The organism is Mesorhizobium sp. P2_D6 (genome assembly GCF_056404315.1).
The window spans coordinates 347884-363470 of sequence record NZ_JBFUEG010000005.1; the positions used below are offsets into that span (position 1 = coordinate 347884).

A 15587-nucleotide genomic window follows, 5' to 3' on the forward strand; every position below is an offset into this window, starting at 1 on the left:
CCGGCGCCGCTGCAGAGCACGAAACGCAATTTACTCCACCTCGAAATCACGCTTCTATCGCACCAGGGTTCGAGCATTTGGGAGTTGCACGATGAAATTGTGGAAAACCATTCTTGCCGCCGCGCTGTTGGCGCTGGCCACCGGCTCTCAGGCGTTTGCCGCGCGTACCGACCTGGTGATCGGCATTACCCTCGAACCGCCGCATCTCGATCCGACCGCCGGTGCCGCCGCGGCGATCGACGAAGTGCTCTACGCCAACGTGTTCGAGGGCCTGACCCGCATTGGTCCGAACGGCGAAGTGGTGCCCGATCTCGCCGAGAGCTGGGCCATTTCCGATGACGGCAAGGTCTACACCTTTAAGCTGCACACCGGCGTCAAATTCCATGACGGCACCGATTTCGATGCCAGCGACGTGAAATTCTCGCTCGACCGCGCCCGCGCCGACAATTCCGTCAACGCGCAAAAGGGCCTGTTCGCGGCCATCGACACGGTCGACGTCGTCGATCCGGCGACGGTCAAGGTCACGCTGAAGAACCCGCAAGGGTCGTTCCTCTACAATATGGGCTGGGGCGACGCGGTGATCGTGGCGCCGGAAAGCGCCGAGACCAACAAGGAAAAGCCCATCGGCACCGGCCCGTTCAAATTCCAGAGCTGGGCCAAGGGCTCGTCGATCACCCTGGTCAAATCGGACAATTACTGGGGCGCTCCGGTTTCCCTCGAGAAGGCCGAGTTCCGCATCGTCCCCGATGCCGCGGCCGCCGTGCCGGCGCTGCTCTCCGGCGACATCCAGGCCTTCCCGTTTTTCGATCCCGACAGCGTCGCGCAGGTCAAGGATGATCCGCGTTTCAAGGTGGTGATCGGCTCGACCGAAGGCGAAACCATTCTGGCGATCAACAACAAGAAGCCACCTTTCGACAAGCTGGAGGTGCGGCAGGCGATTGCTTTTGCGCTCGACCGCAAGGCGATCATCGACGGCGCCTCGGCCGGCCTCGGCGTGCCGATCGGCTCGCACATGTCGCCGGCCAGCAAGGCCTATGTCGACCTCACCGGCCTCTATCCGCATAATGTCGACAAGGCCAAGGAATTGCTGAAGCAGGCCGGCCTGGAGAACGGCTTCAAGGCGACGCTGAAACTGCCCCCGCCCTCCTATGCCCGCCTCGGCGGCGAAATCATCGCCTCGCAGCTGCGCGACGTCGGCATCGATCTGGAGATCATTCCGGTCGAATGGGCGCAGTGGCTGGATCAGGTGTTCACCAAGAAGGATTACGACCTGACCATCGTCTCCCACACCGAGCCCAACGACATCGATATCTATTCGCGCAAGGATTATTACTTCAACTACGACAATCCGGCCTTCGACAAGATCATCGCCGAGCTGAACCTCACCTCCGACGACGCCAAGCGCAACACGCTGCTCGGCGAAGCGCAGAAGATCCTGGCCGACGATGCCGTGGTCGGCTTCCTCTACGAACTGCCGAAGGTCGGCGTCTGGGACGCCAAGCTGCAAGGCTTGTGGGAGAACGCGCCGATCCAGGCGAATGACCTGACCAAGGTGAAGTGGACGGATTGACCGCCTACCTCCTCAAACGCCTCGCCATCGCCATCGCGACCTTGATCCTGGCCTCGATGGTGGTATTCGCCGTGCTCGAAATCTTGCCCGGCGATCCGGCACGGTTGATGCTTGGCCTCAACGCCAGCGCCGAGCAGGTCGAGCTGCTGCGCAACCAGATGGGGCTCAACGCGCCACTGGCCTATCGCTACCTCCACTGGGTGGGCGGCCTGCTCAGCCTCGATTTCGGCCGCTCCTACACCTATTCGGTGCCGGTCATCGACCTTGTGCGCGAACGCATGGCGGTTTCCCTGCCGCTGGCGCTGATCGCGCTGGCGCTGTCGACCATCATTGCCATTCCGGTCGGGCTTTATTCCGCCAGCCGGCGCGGCCGGGCCGGTGACACCATCGCCATGGGCGCGGCCCAACTCGGCGTTGCCGTGCCGAACTTCTGGTTCGCGCTGATGCTGATCTACCTCTTTGCCGTCTGGCTGCGGCTAGTGCCGGCCGGCGGCTTTCCCGGCTGGGGTGCCGGTGTCTGGCCGGCGCTGAAATCGCTGCTGCTGCCCGCCATAGCTCTCGCTCTGCCGCAGGCGGCGATCCTGGCTCGCGTCGCCCGCTCGGCGCTGATCGAGGTGCTGAACGAGGACTATATTCGCACCGCTCGCGCCAAGGGCCTGCCCTACCGCGCTGTGCTGTGGCGGCACGCGCTTCGCAATGCGATGATCCCTGTGCTGACCATTCTCGGTCTGCAATTCGCCTTCCTGCTCGCCGGCACCATCATCATCGAAAACGTCTTCTATCTGCCCGGTCTGGGACGGCTGGTGTTCCAGGCGATCACCCAGCGCGACCTGATTGTCGTCGAAAGCATCGTCATGCTGCTGGTCGTCGCCGTCATTGCGGTCAACCTCGTCGTCGATGTTTCCTACGCTATCGTCGACCCCCGCCTTCGAGGCCGTCAATGACGCTGCACGTCGACATCCCAGAGGAGACGTTTGGCAGCATCCTGGTCAAGGCATTCCGCAACCGCTCCTTCCTCATCGGCTTCGCCATCACTGTGCTGGTGGTGGCAATGGCGCTCGTCTCTTACGTCTGGACGCCTTACGACGTGACCAAGCTGGTGATCTCGGACAAGACGCTCGCGCCCTCTTCGGCGCACTGGTTCGGCACCGATCATTTCGGCCGCGATATCCTGTCGATGATCATGGTCGGCGCCCGCAATTCGATCGCCGTGGCACTGGTCGCGGTCGGCATCGGCATGGGCGTCGGCGTGCCGCTCGGCACCTTTGCCGCGGCGCGCGGCGGATTTGTCGACGAGGCGCTGATGCGGCTGAACGATCTCGTCTTCGCCTTCCCGGCGCTGCTGTCGGCGATCATGATCACCGCCATCTTCGGGCCGGGCGCGATCAACGCCATCATCGCCATCGGCATCTTCAACATTCCGGTGTTTGCCCGCGTCGCCCGCGCCGGCGCGCTGGCGATCTGGCCGCGCGAATTCATCCTCGCCGCGCGCGCTGCCGGCAAGAGCAAGACTCAGATCAGCATCGAACACGTGCTGCCCAACATCGCCACGCTGCTTCTGGTGCAAGGCACCATCCAGTTCGCGCTCGGCATCCTCGCCGAAGCCGGGTTGTCTTATGTCGGCCTCGGCGCACAGCCGCCAATGCCGAGCTGGGGCCGCATGCTGTTCGACGCCCAGACGCGCATGGTGGTGGCGCCATGGATGGCGATCTTCCCGGGCATGGCCATCGTCATCACCGTGCTCGGCCTCAACCTGCTGGGCGACGGCATTGCCGACATCCTCGACCCGAAATCGCGGCGGCAGCGATGAGCCTGCTGGAGATCGAGAACCTGTCGCTGGCGATCGGCGACACGCCGATCCTGAAGGGGATAGAGCTCTCCGTCGCGCCGGGCGAGGTGATGGGCCTGGTCGGCGAATCCGGCTCCGGCAAATCGATGACGGCGCTGACCATCATGCAGCTTCTGCCCCATGCCGCGCGCACCAGCGGGCGCGTCACCTTCGACGGCATCGACATCCTGGCGGCGACCGAGGACCAGATGTGCGCGCTGCGCGGCGACGATATCGGCATGGTCTTCCAGGAGCCGATGACGGCGCTCAATCCGGTGAAAACCATCGGCGAACAAGTCGCCGAAGGCATACGCTGGCACACCAAGGCCAGCCGTGCCGAGGCCGAAGACCGGGCGCGCAAAATGCTCGACCGCGTCGGCCTGCCCGAGGCGAAATTCCCGCTGTCGCGCTATCCGCACGAACTGTCCGGAGGCCAGCGCCAGCGCGTGGTCATCGCCATTGCTTGCGCATTGAAACCCAAATTATTGATCGCCGACGAGCCGACCGCGGCGCTCGACGTGGTGCTGCAGGCGCAGATCCTCGACCTGCTGCGCGGCCTTGTCAGCGAAAACCGCATGGGCCTGCTGTTGATCTCGCACGACCTCGCCGTCGTGACCGAAATGGCCGACCGCATCACCATCCTCCGCCATGGCGAGGTGATGGAAGCCGGCGACACCGCGCGCACGCTGTCGGAACAGCTGCATCCCTACACGCGACAGCTGGCGCTGGCCTCGATGCACGTGCCGGCGCGCCCCAAGGCGCATGCTACCGGCCAAGGCAAACCCCTGCTTCAGGTCGAAGGCGTGACGCGCGACTATCCTGGGCGGCGTATCTCCCTGTTCAAACCCGCGCCCCCGATCCGAGCTGTCAACGACGTCTCCTTGTCGTTGGCGCCGGGTCAATCGGTGGCGCTGGTCGGCCGCTCCGGCTGCGGCAAGTCCACGCTGGCCCGCATGATCCTGGCGCTCGACAAATCTACCTCGGGAACGATCCGCTTCCGCGGCGAAACCATCACCGGCAGGAGCGAGGCGGAGCTGAAGCCAGCGCGGCGCGACATGCAGGTGGTGTTCCAGGACCCTTACGGTTCCTTCGACCCGCGCCAGAAGGTCGAGAAACTGGTGGCCGAGCCGCTGCATGTGCTGGAGAAAAAGCCGACGCCTGCCGAGCGCCGCGAGATGGTGGCGCATGCACTGCAAGAAGTCGGCCTCGGCGTCAGCGACATGGACAAATATCCACATGAATTTTCCGGCGGCCAGCGCCAGCGCCTGTCGATCGCGCGCGCCATCATCACACGCCCGAAATTGGTGGTCGCCGACGAGCCGGTCTCGGCACTCGACGTCTCGATCCGCGCCCAGATCCTCGATCTGTTCGCCGAGCTCAACCAGAAGCTCGGCATCGCCTATCTCTTCATCACCCACGATCTGACCGTCGCCCGCGCCATCACCGACGAGGTGCTGGTGATGCATGACGGCAGGATCGTCGAGCGCGGCAAGACGAGTGATGTGCTCGACCATCCCCAGTCGGAGGCGGCAAAGGCGCTGGTGGCGGCTGCTCCCGACCTGCACCGGGCGATCGCACGGCGCATGCAGGAACAGGGGTGAGCGGCCGGTTCGCGCAGCGAATTCATCGTGCCAGTGGCACGATGAAAGGTCGCGAACGCTGGGACGCTGCGAAGCAGCGGGGACCCGGCTAGCCGCCGTCGAGCCCAGCTCTTCCGGCTTCACTCTTCCGGCTTCACCACATCGATCGGGCTGATGTCCAGCAGGTCGAGCGTACGGCGGAGCAGCCGCACCTCGCTCTCGGCCAGTTTCGAATCGGCCTTGGCGATCTCGGCCATATGGCGTGCCAGCAGCTTGCGCCGCTCGACATCGAGATCGCGAAACAGCGCGATGGCCTGCGAGCCGTTGGTCTCGTAGCCGAACTCGTTGAGGTATTCGATGACCGCGTCGATGCTGGTTTCCGGGATGCCGAAGGCCTCCCTGCAGATACGCCGGAAGGCGACCATCTCGCTCTCCGAAACCGAACCGTCGGCGAGGATCATGCGAAACAGCATCAGAAGTTCCGCTGACAACACCGGGTCGTCCGCAACCTTGCGCACGCCGGGGTCGCCATCGAAGATCGAGCGTATCTGATCGAGCAATGCCATCGCCAACAACGTCCCCTTTTGCTAGTCCGCCCGGTGCCTATGACCCAAAAGTGCGCAGCGGCTTTGGGATAATGACATGCACTACAGGAAATCCAAGCGCAACGTGCCTGGATAGCGGTGCGCGGATTCGGCCTTGCGCAAACCAGGTCGTCATGATCGAAGGCGCGGCATCTCTTTTCCCGCCGGAATGCCCAGAAAATCCCGATGTTCGACCTCGCCACCCAGACAATCATCATGCTCGCCTTCGCCGCCTTTGCCGCCGGCTTTGTCGATTCGATAGCCGGCGGCGGCGGCCTGATCACCATCCCGGCTCTGTTGCTTGCCGGTTTCCCGCCGGTCGCAGCACTTGGAACCAACAAGCTGCAAGGCATTTTCGGCACCGCGTCGGCCACCATCCACTACGCCATGAAAGGCCATGTCGATCTGCGCCGTCAGTTGCCGTCCGCGCTTCTGGCCCTTGCCGGCAGCGCCGTCGGTGCCTTGCTGGCGGCCTTCGTGCCCGGCGATCTCTTGCGGGCGCTGCTGCCGCTGCTGTTGATCGCCATCGCGATCTACTTCGCCGTGAAGCCCAATATGGACGATATCGATCGCGCCGAGCGCCTGTCGCCCTTCCTGTTCGGACTGACAGTCGCCCCCTTGGTCGGCTTCTATGACGGCCTGTTCGGGCCGGGCGCCGGCTCCTTCTACATGCTGGCCTTCGTCAGCCTCGCCGGCTTCGGCGTACTGAAGGCGACGGCGCACACCAAGCTGCTCAATTTTGCCTCCAACATCGGCGGCTTCATCGTCTTTGCCGTCGCCGGCGTCATCTACTGGAAGATCGGGCTGATGATGGGCGTCGCCCAGTTCCTTGGCGCGCGCCTCGGCGCCAGCCTTGCCATCCGCATCGGCGCAAGGCTGATCAAGCCGCTGCTGGTGATCATCTGCCTGGCGCTGGCGATCAAGCTGCTGGCCGATCCGGCAAACCCACTACGCCAGCTAATTGGTGTATGAGCCCACGCCCTGATAGAATGTAGCAGTACGAATCATGTTGGAGGGACCACACATGAATCTTAGTGCACCCACTCAGCTTATTTTCATTATTTCCCTTGTCATCGCCATCATCGGCGTTCTCGCCGCACTTGGCGTTCTTGCGTTTATTCCCTTGGCATCGGTCTGGATTATGCTCATCGCCTACATCGTGCTTGCCGCCGGCTGCATGATGCGCGGCGCCTAAGCACGCATATCTCAGGCAACCGAAGCGCCCGGCCAAAAGCCGGGCGCTTTTGCTTTCGACCCCTTTTGATTCAGGCCCCGTTTTGATTCAGGCCCCGTTTTGATTCGGGATTGGGCGTCTGCTAGATTTGATTGGCGAAGGATGGCCAATGCCGATCGATATGCAGCGCCGCAAGGAACAGGATCTCTCCATCGCCGGGCGGTTCGAGATGCGCCGGCGGGCTCCGCCGCCCGCGCTCGAGGGCATTGTGTCGGAGATTTGCGGCTATCGCGAAACCGCGCCCGGCCATTTCCGCAACATCGAATATGCCTCGCTGACCGTGCCGCTGGTGGTCAGCTTCGCCGAGCCGTTCGCCATCGGCCTTGGCAAGGATCCCGGCGACAATGACCGTTTCGCCAGTTTCGCCGCCGGCCTGTTTGCCGGCCCGGTAATCATCGAATCCTTTGGCGCCGCCTGCTGCGTGCAGATCAACTTCACCCCGCTCGGCGCCCGCCGCTTCTTCGGCCTCCCGATGAGCGAGCTGACCGACAGCATGATCGTGCTCGACGATGTGCTTGGCGCCGAGGGCATGGCGTTGCGTGAACGGCTTGGTAACGCGCCGGACTGGGCGACGCGTTTCGATCTCGCCGAGGCCTTCGTCGCCACCCGTCTCGCGCACGCGGCTGACACGCCGCCTGAAATCACTTGGGCCTACGACCGCATCGTTACATCTGGCGGCCGGACCCGCATTTCAACCATCGCCGAGAAACTGGGCTGGAGCCGGAAACATCTCGCCGGCAAATTCTCCAATGCGACCGGCATCGGGCCGAAGACGCTTTCGCGCATCGTGCGCTTCAACCGGGCGCTCGGCCTGTCGCGGCAGGACCAAAGCGACTGGGCCGATATTGCCGCCGATTGCGGCTATGCCGACCAGGCGCATCTGGTGCGGGAGTTCCGCCAGCTCGCCGGCGATCCCCCCACAGCGCTGAGGTAACATTTCTTCAAGACGGGCGAGCGGCCTTCGAACAGAGTGGGCTATCAACCAACTTGAATGAAGGAGGTTTTCATGCCCGCAATCACTGAAGCACCCCGGCTCTACCCTGCCTTGCGCTACAAGAATGCAGGAAAAATGATCGACTGGCTGGGCGAGGCCTTCGGCTTCGAAGTCCGCGCCCGTTATGGCGAGGGCGACATCGTGCACCATGCCGAGCTGGTGGTCGGCTCCTCGATGATCATGCTGGGTACAGCGCGCAGCGACGACTACGGCAAGATGGTCGGTGAGCCCGGTTCCGGCGGCGGCAAGTCGATCTATGTCGCCGTCGACGATGCCGATGCCGCCCATGCGAGGGCCAAAAAGGCCGGCGCCACGATCATTCAGGAACTGACCGACCGCGACTATGGCAGCCGCGAATTCATCTGCCGCGATCCGGAAGGCAATGTCTGGTCGTTCGGGACATATTGGCCGAAGGCGGGCGAAGCCGGCTAACGGGCCAGCCCGAAAATGGCATCGCAGTCGAGATGCCTCTCCAGCTCAGCTGCGACCTCGTCCAGGGCCTTTTCCACCTCGGCGCGATAGTCGATGCCGCCGCCTTTGACGCCGAGGCTCTCCAGGAATCTTGCCCGGAAGCCGTCGGCGGAAAACAACCCGTGCAGATAGGTGCCCGACACCTTCCCGTCAGCGGAAATAGCGCCGTCATCGATGCCGTTGATCATTGCGGATGGCCGCGCCATATCAGGCCCGGTGGTGCGGCCGAGATGGATTTCGTAACCCTCGAGCGGCAGGCCGAACGGCACCGAGCGCGCGTTAACATTGCGCACCGTCTTTTCCGGTTCCATCACCGTCTCGATGTCGAGCAGGCCGAGCCCTTCCGCCTCGGTGACGCTGCCTTCGATGCCGGCGGGGTCACGCACCATGCGACCCAGCATCTGGAACCCGCCGCATATGCCGACGACATGGCCGCCGCGTTTGCGGTGGGCGAGAAGGTCGCGATCCCAGCCATTCTCGCGAAACTTTATGAGATCGCCGATCGTCGATTTCGAGCCGGGGATGACCACCAGCCCGGCGTCTTCCGGCAGTTTCTTTCCCGGCGGCACGAACACCACTTCGACCTGCGGTTCGGCCTTGAGCGGGTCGAGATCGTCGAAATTGGCGATGCGGCCAAGCATCGGCACGGCGACTTTCAACGCCCGCTTCTCGCCGGAGGCCAGGCGTTCGAGCACAACCGAATCCTCCGACGGCAGCCGCGCCGCTGCCTTCAGCCACGGCACGACGCCGAAACAGCGCCAGCCGGTGAAGTTGTCGATCGCCCTGATGCCGTCGTCGAACAGCGAGACATCGCCGCGAAACTTGTTGATGAGGTAGCCGACGATCATCCGGCGATCCTCTTCCGGCAGGATCAGATGCGTGCCGGCGACCGAAGCGATGACGCCGCCACGGTCGATGTCGCCGACCAGGATGACCGGCACGTCGGCGCGCGTGGCAAAGCCCATATTGGCGATGTCGCGGTTTCTCAGATTGATCTCGGCCGGCGAGCCGGCGCCCTCGACGATGACAAGGTCTGCGCCTTCGCCGACCTTGTCCCAGGAGTCCAGCACGGCGTCCATCAGCCCCGCTTTCATCGCCTGGTAGTCGCGCGCTCGCGCCTCGCCGAACACCTTGCCCTGCACGATCACCTGCGAACCGATGTCGCTCTGGGGTTTGAGCAGCACCGGATTCATATGCACGGTCGGCTGCACACCACAGGCCAGCGCTTGCAGCCATTGCCCACGGCCAATCTCGCCGCCGCCGGCGCGGTTGTCGCCGGGGATGTCGGCGACGGCGGCATTGTTCGACATGTTCTGCGGCTTGAACGGCCTGACCTTCAGTCCGCGTTTTTTTGCGGCGCGGCAGAGCCCGGCAACCAGCACGGTCTTGCCGACATCCGAGCCGGTGCCTTGCAGCATGATCGCTTTGGCCATGGCTCAGCCCCTACCCTGCGCGCCGGGAATGGTCGACTTCTGCGCCAGCGGCCCGCCGCGCCAGATGTAGAGCGCCAGCAGCGGCTCGTCGCCGGTGCGCATGGCATGGCTGACATTGGAGGCGTGGTGGATCACCTCGCCTGCCTGGCGGACGTGAAGGCCGCCCTCGCCCATGCGCCATTCGGTACCGCCGGTCAGCGGAATGTAGATCTCCTCGGCAACGTGATGATGATCGGGATAGGTGATATCAGGTCCGAGGATCAGCAGGCCGGCCGCGACCTCGTCGTTGGCGAAATGGCCGCGTAGCCCAAAAACCTCCAGCCAGCCGTATTTCTGCAGGAACGCCGAGCCGAAATCCGCCGCATTGTAGGTCTGCCCCCAATGCAGATCGTTGCGGCGCTCCGCCAGCAGGCGCACCAGAGGCTGCGCATCCGGCGGCGCCAATTCGGCGATACGGTCGAGTTGGGAAAGGCAAGGCAGTCTATGCGGTTCGAGCGCACGCGCCGGCATTGTCCAGTCGATGCGGGCTACAGCGTCCCGCACCAGTGCATTGTCCACGCCTCGGAGATAGCCGTGGAAGCGTTCGAGCAGCTCACTGAGATATGTCGGCACGCAATGCTCCGTTGATCCATTCATGCACAGCGGCTGCGCGGCAGGCCGGGTTGCGCGGCGGCATCATTGGTCTAGATTGGGCGGCGCGCAAAGCCAAAAACAACAGGCCAGCAAGCCAACCCCCAGCAAGGGGAAACACAGGGAGCACGCCATGGACGCCGCGGTCGATGCGAGCACCAGCCAGTTCGAACTCAACGAGGAGCAGCGCGCCATCCAGGAGATGGCGCAGGCCTTCGCCGCCGATCGCGTCGCGCCCAATGCACTCGAATGGGACCGGGCAAAACACTTTCCCGCCGATGTGATCCGCGAGACCGGCCCGCTTGGCCTCGGCGGCATCTATGTCAGGGACGATGTCGGCGGTTCGGCGCTCGGCCGGCTCGACGCCGTGCTGATCTTCGAGGCGCTGTCGCACGCCGATCCTGCGTTTTCCTCCTTCATCTCCATCCACAACATGGTGGCCTCGATGATCGACCGCTTCGGCAGCGACGAGCAGCGCCAGCGCTTCCTGCCGAAGCTGACTTCGATGGAATGGCTGGCAAGTTATTGCTTGACCGAGCCCGGCTCGGGCTCCGACGCGGCGGCGCTGAAAACGCGCGCGGTGAAGAGCGGCGACGACTATGTGCTGAACGGCGCCAAGCAGTTCATCTCCGGCGCCGGCGACAGCGACCTCTATGTCGTGATGGCGCGCACCGGCGCCGACGGTCCCAAGGGTATTTCCACCTTCGTCGTGCCCAAGGATGCGCCCGGCCTTTCCTTCGGCGCCAATGAGCACAAGATGGGCTGGCACATGCAGTCGACCCGCCAGGTCATTTTTGAAGACTGCAAGGTGCCGGCGGCAAACCTGCTGTCGGGCGAAGGCGCCGGTTTCGGCATCGCCATGGCCGGGCTCGATGGCGGCCGCCTCAACATTGCCGCCTGCTCGCTCGGCGGCGCGCAGTCGGCGCTCGACAAGGCGCTGGCCTATACCGCCGAGCGCAAGGCCTTCGGCTCGAAGATCAACCAGTTCCAGGCGTTGCAGTTCAGGCTGGCCGACATGGAGACCGAGCTGCAGGCGGCCCGCATTTTCCTCTACGCCGCCGCCTCGAAACTCGACCGCAAGGCGCCGGATGCCGGCAAATGGTCGGCCATGGCCAAGCGCTTCGTCACCGATATCGGCTTCAACGTCGCCAACGAGGCGCTGCAGCTGCATGGCGGCTACGGCTATCTGCACGATTACGGCATCGAGAAGCTGGTGCGCGACCTGCGCGTCCACCAGATCCTCGAAGGCACCAACGAGATCATGCGCGTGATTATCGCGCGGGCATTGATCGGCCGCTGAAGCCAGCAATACCGGGAGAGAGATAATGACGACGATCGCCTTCATCGGCCTTGGCAATATGGGCAATCCAATGGCCGCCAATCTGGTCAAGGCGGGGCATGTTGTGAACGGCTTCGACCTGATGCCGGAGAATCTTGCGGTAGCGCGCGAGCATGGTGTCACCGTCATGGCAAATGCCGTTGCCGCGGTGAAAGACGCCGATGTCGTCATCACCATGCTGCCTGCCGGCAAACACGTGCTGTCGGTCTATGAAGACATCGCGCCCAAGGCCAAGCAAGGCGCGCTGTTCATCGATTCCTCGACCATCGACGTCGAATCAGCCCGCAAGGCCCATGCCGCTGCAAAGAAGCACGGTCTGCATTCGATCGATGCCCCCGTCTCCGGCGGCACCGGCGGAGCTGCCGCGGGCACCCTCACCTTCATGGCCGGCGGGTCGACCGAAGCTTTTGCTGCCGCTGAACCGATCCTGAAGCCGATGGCCGGCCGCATTGTCCATTGCGGCGACGACGGCGCCGGCCAGGCGGCAAAAATCTGCAACAACATGATGCTCGGCATTTCGATGATCGGCGTTGCCGAGGCCTTCGTGCTGGCCGAAAAACTGGGCCTCTCGCATCAGGCGCTGTTCGACGTCGCCTCGACCTCGTCGGGCCAGTGCTGGTCGCTGACCACCTACTGCCCGGTGCCCGGCCCGGTGCCGGCATCGCCGGCCAACAGGGATTACAAGCCGGGCTTTGCCGCGGCACTCATGCTGAAGGACCTGAAACTGTCGCAGGAGGCTGCCCAAAGTGCCGGCGCGGTGACGCCGATGGGGGCTGAAGCAGCCCAGCTTTATGCGCTGTTCAACGCGCAGGGAAATGGCGGCGCCGATTTTTCCGGAATCATAAATTTCCTGCGCGGCAATTCTCTATAAGTTTCGAATTTTGCAGCGTTTTTATCGATTTTTCTCGTATGGAAAAATTGCAAATTTAGATTTGCTTAAGCTCTCGATAACCCGACGGTAACGATGTGCCTATACAACGGATGGCGAGGCGGACATATCGCATCCGCCCGGCGCTCCGGATCAGGTCTCGCGTACCGGAGCCCGTAAGTTTCGCAAGTGTTTTGTTGGCGAAACGCCATGCGTATCTGGCAAAGCCGCGTTCCCGATGGGGCGCGGTTTTTGCGTTTCTAGGAACTATTACTGCGTCGTCCGATTATATTTTGGTTGCCGCACCTGGACTGCCGATGTGATCCTCGTCAACCAGCACGATTGGCGCCCCTCCGGCCATGACGACAAGCAGGCGCAGGTTCCATTTTCCCGCGCTGCGCACGGCATGCGACATCACCCAGCCCCATCCATGGCTGCCATGGACGGGAACGCTGAGCTGGGCGTCGCCCGAGCCGTCTCCGACGACTTGGACGCTGCCGACCACCCAATAGCCGGCGTCAATATCTTCACCCAGCGCGGCCTTGACGCGATCATCGGCGCGCATCGTCTCCATGGTCAGCCGGTAGGCGTCGCTGTTCTTCATCATGCGAGGAACGACGAGGGCCACGGCGGCGATACTGACAAGCGAGACCACGAACAGGCTGAGCCCGGCGATCGCCCAGTTGCGTTGCACCCTTCGAAAATGCTCGGCATCGCGCCAGGACACATTCCGCCACGCCCAGCGGCTGCCCTTGGCGCCCAGCACGAAGAGCATGACGATGTTGACCAGAGGGACGAACATCAGCAGCGCGATGAAGGTGTTGTTGGCGATACCCCAGATCCAGTTGAGGAAAAACGCGCCCCAGTTCCAACGGTCGAGTTCGGGCGGAATTTCAGCGGGCTGGTTGAGCGGTTGTACGGCCATCATGTCCCCCATCGGCAAAGACTGCCGCGCGGGAGTCTAGCGCAGGCGCGGCAAAACCGGAAACCGGCTTTGACCCCGACGCCAAAGTCGGACAGAGGTGGGGCCGAAGCCTCAATCAGTCCTTTGACGAAAGCCGACGAAAATTCGCTTTCACCGCGCGGCTGGCAGGCTTGAGCGCCGCACTGATCGACCGTTCCACGGCTATGCCGTTGAACAGCGATGGCGTGCGACCGGAAAAAACCTCCGGCCAGAAGCGCGCCGCCGATTGGAACAGCGCCATTTGCGCGGCAAACGCACCTTCGGCAACAGCCGTGGCTTTCTCATTGATGGCGCGTGCAGTCTCGGAGCCAAGGCCTCTGCCGTTTTGTGCGTCGGCTGCCATCAGCGGCAGGCGCATGGCCATCACCAATGGCGCCAGCATCAGGTCGGCTCCTATGGCGCCCGCTCCTCGCGTGCGCAGTGTCTTCGTGATCTTTTTCATGAACCCCTCAACTGCAGCCGATCCTGCCGGCTGAGAACACTACGCGCGACGGCGGCTATCGTTCCCTGACATCACGAAGTTGCGCCGGCGCGCTGCCCTCAGCGCGCCTGGCGATCTCTCCGCCTACTTCTTGCGCAAATCCGCCAGCGCCAGATCGAGCGCCCTGGCGATGCGTTCGCAAGCCATGTCGATCGTCTCGCGCGTCCAGATCAGCGGCGGCGACAGGATCATTGTGTCGCCGGTGGCGCGCAGCATCATGCCTTGCGCGATGGCGTGGTCACGGACGGTGACGGCGGCACTGCCCGCCGGCAGGAAACGCTCCTTGGTCGCTCTGTCCTTGACGATCTCGATCGCCCCCATCAGCCCGATCGAACGCACCTCGCCGACCAGCTCATGGCCGGCAATGCGCTCCTGCAGCGCCTGGGCGAAGTAAGGTCCGGTGTCGTTCTTGACGCGGTCGACCAGACCTTCGCGCTCCATGATCTCGAGGTTCTTCAGCGCCACCGCGCAAGCGACCGGGTGACCCGAATAGGTATAGCCGTGATAGAACTCGCCGCCCTTTTCGACCAGTGTCGCTGCGATGCGGTCGCCGACCAGCAGTGCCGAAAGCGGCTGGTAACCCGACGTCAGCGCCTTGGCCGTGGTGATGGTGTCGGGCTCGATGCCGAAGGTCTGCGCGGCGAACCATTCGCCGGTGCGGCCATAGCCGGTGATGACCTCGTCCAGCATCAGCAGCACATCGTATTTGCGGCAGATGCGCTGCACTTCCGGCCAGTAGCTCATCGGTGGGATTTTTACCCCACCTGCTCCCATCACCGGTTCGCCAATGAACGCGGCGACCTTGTCGGCGCCGGCTTCGAGGATGGCGTCCTCCACCGCCTTGGCGGCGCGCAGGCCGAAATCATGGTCGCTTTCACCGGGCAGCGCCAGCTCATAGGCATAGGGCATCATCACATGGACGATGTTGGGGACGGCGCCGCCGAGTTGCTTGTGCATCAAATCCATGCCGCCGAGCGACGTCCCGGCGATAGTCGAGCCGTGATAGGCCGACTTGCGCGAGATGATACGGTTCTTCTCGGGCTTGCCTTCGAGCGCCCAGAAATGGCGGACAAGCCTGAGTGCCGTGTCATTGGCTTCTGAACCCGACGAGCCGTAGAATACCTGGGCGACGCCCTTGGGCGCCAGTTCGGCCAGCTTCTTCGACAACAGCACCGGCGTCGGCGTCGAGCATTTGAAGAAGGAATTGTAGTAGGGCAATTCCTTCATCTGCGCGTAAGCAGCGTCGGCCAGTTCGTCACGGCCATAGCCGACATTGACGCACCACAGCCCGGCCATGCCGTCGAGAATCTCGGTTCCATCGGCATCGTAGATGAACGGACCGTTGGCATGGGTGATGATCCGCGAGCCGGCCTCCCGCAATTCCTTGTGGTCGGTGAAGGGATGCAGATGATGCGCGGAGTCGATCTGCTGAAGCTGCTTCAGCGAATAATTCTGATAGGTCATGTCTGGAATCTTTCCTCTGAAATCATTCCGGCGATGCCGGGGCGAATTCGTCAGAGGACGGCAGGTGGTGAATAGCCAATGCGGGCGCACAGCCGCAAAAGCTCGGCGCGCAGCGTGCGCGGTGACGGTGTCACCGCGACCCGAAAT

Annotated in this window: 16 protein-coding genes; 10 read left to right on the forward strand and 6 right to left on the reverse strand. The window is 63.3% G+C overall.

What is annotated here, in order from left to right; genetic code table 11:
- The first annotated feature begins 91 nt into the window (after window positions 1–91).
- Genes AC1D1L_RS13775 through AC1D1L_RS13790 form a run of 4 tightly spaced genes read left to right on the forward strand, consistent with a single transcriptional unit; the run spans window position 92 to window position 4999 of the window.
- On the forward strand, window positions 92–1570 hold the full coding sequence (locus AC1D1L_RS13775; RefSeq protein ID WP_477342005.1) for an ABC transporter substrate-binding protein: 1479 nt from the start codon (window positions 92–94) through the stop codon (window positions 1568–1570).
- Window positions 1567–2514: an ABC transporter permease gene (locus AC1D1L_RS13780; RefSeq protein ID WP_477342007.1), complete on the forward strand. Its 948-nt coding sequence runs from the start codon at window positions 1567–1569 to the stop codon at window positions 2512–2514. The genes AC1D1L_RS13775 and AC1D1L_RS13780 overlap by 4 nt, the downstream gene beginning before the upstream one ends.
- Window positions 2511–3380, forward strand: a complete 870-nt coding sequence (locus AC1D1L_RS13785; RefSeq protein WP_477342009.1) for an ABC transporter permease — start codon at window positions 2511–2513, stop codon at window positions 3378–3380. Before AC1D1L_RS13780 ends, AC1D1L_RS13785 begins: the two co-directional genes overlap by 4 nt.
- A complete protein-coding gene (locus tag AC1D1L_RS13790) occupies window positions 3377–4999 on the forward strand; it encodes an ABC transporter ATP-binding protein (protein WP_477342011.1) in 1623 nt (540 codons plus the stop codon). Before AC1D1L_RS13785 ends, AC1D1L_RS13790 begins: the two co-directional genes overlap by 4 nt.
- Before the next feature lie 119 nt (window positions 5000–5118).
- On the opposite strand, the gene AC1D1L_RS13795 is transcribed toward AC1D1L_RS13790, so the two are convergent.
- Window positions 5119–5550 carry a TerB family tellurite resistance protein gene (locus tag AC1D1L_RS13795; RefSeq protein ID WP_477342013.1) on the reverse strand — a complete coding sequence of 144 codons (432 nt, stop codon included), beginning with the start codon at window positions 5548–5550 and terminating at the stop codon, window positions 5119–5121.
- Window positions 5551–5748: 198 nt separating this feature from the next.
- On the opposite strand from AC1D1L_RS13795, the gene AC1D1L_RS13800 reads away from it, so the two are divergent.
- The 4 genes from AC1D1L_RS13800 to AC1D1L_RS13815 all read left to right on the forward strand — a co-directional run bounded on the left by AC1D1L_RS13800 (window position 5749) and on the right by AC1D1L_RS13815 (window position 8222).
- Complete coding sequence (locus AC1D1L_RS13800; protein WP_477342015.1) at window positions 5749–6534, forward strand: TSUP family transporter; 786 nt, start codon at window positions 5749–5751, stop codon at window positions 6532–6534.
- Window positions 6535–6586: 52 nt separating this feature from the next.
- The gene (locus tag AC1D1L_RS13805; RefSeq protein ID WP_112565466.1) at window positions 6587–6757 is read left to right on the forward strand and encodes a hypothetical protein; all 171 of its coding nucleotides are present in this window, start codon (window positions 6587–6589) and stop codon (window positions 6755–6757) included.
- Window positions 6758–6905: 148 nt separating this feature from the next.
- Window positions 6906–7730 carry a helix-turn-helix domain-containing protein gene (locus AC1D1L_RS13810; RefSeq protein WP_477342016.1) on the forward strand — a complete coding sequence of 275 codons (825 nt, stop codon included), beginning with the start codon at window positions 6906–6908 and terminating at the stop codon, window positions 7728–7730.
- 72 nt (window positions 7731–7802) lie between these two features.
- Window positions 7803–8222 (forward strand): VOC family protein, encoded by a 420-nt coding sequence (locus AC1D1L_RS13815; protein WP_477342018.1) that lies wholly within the window; start codon window positions 7803–7805, stop codon window positions 8220–8222.
- Here AC1D1L_RS13815 and AC1D1L_RS13820 read toward each other — a convergent pair.
- Complete coding sequence (locus AC1D1L_RS13820) at window positions 8219–9694, reverse strand: cobyric acid synthase (protein WP_477342020.1); 1476 nt, start codon at window positions 9692–9694, stop codon at window positions 8219–8221. The two genes, AC1D1L_RS13815 and AC1D1L_RS13820, sit on opposite strands and share 4 nt — an antisense overlap.
- A 3-nt stretch (window positions 9695–9697) precedes the next feature.
- Complete coding sequence (locus AC1D1L_RS13825; protein ID WP_477342022.1) at window positions 9698–10330, reverse strand: dimethylsulfonioproprionate lyase family protein; 633 nt, start codon at window positions 10328–10330, stop codon at window positions 9698–9700.
- A 127-nt stretch (window positions 10331–10457) separates the two neighbouring features.
- Between AC1D1L_RS13825 and AC1D1L_RS13830 the strand changes: the two genes are divergently transcribed.
- Window positions 10458–11624, forward strand: coding sequence for an isobutyryl-CoA dehydrogenase (locus AC1D1L_RS13830; protein ID WP_477342024.1), 1167 nt, complete (start codon window positions 10458–10460; stop codon window positions 11622–11624).
- A gap of 25 nt (window positions 11625–11649) precedes the next feature.
- A complete protein-coding gene (mmsB, locus tag AC1D1L_RS13835) occupies window positions 11650–12534 on the forward strand; it encodes a 3-hydroxyisobutyrate dehydrogenase (protein WP_352588021.1) in 885 nt (294 codons plus the stop codon).
- Between the two features lie 283 nt (window positions 12535–12817).
- Here mmsB and AC1D1L_RS13840 read toward each other — a convergent pair whose 3' ends face one another.
- The 3 genes from AC1D1L_RS13840 to AC1D1L_RS13850 all read right to left on the reverse strand — a co-directional run bounded on the left by AC1D1L_RS13840 (window position 12818) and on the right by AC1D1L_RS13850 (window position 15440).
- Entirely contained in the window at window positions 12818–13456 is a 639-nt protein-coding gene (locus tag AC1D1L_RS13840) for a cytochrome c oxidase assembly factor Coa1 family protein (RefSeq protein WP_477342026.1), read from the reverse strand.
- A 115-nt stretch (window positions 13457–13571) separates the two neighbouring features.
- Window positions 13572–13937: a hypothetical protein gene (locus tag AC1D1L_RS13845; RefSeq protein ID WP_192257489.1), complete on the reverse strand. Its 366-nt coding sequence runs from the start codon at window positions 13935–13937 to the stop codon at window positions 13572–13574.
- Window positions 13938–14060: 123 nt separating this feature from the next.
- Entirely contained in the window at window positions 14061–15440 is a 1380-nt protein-coding gene (locus AC1D1L_RS13850; protein WP_477342029.1) for an aspartate aminotransferase family protein, read from the reverse strand.
- Window positions 15441–15587 lie beyond the last annotated feature (147 nt).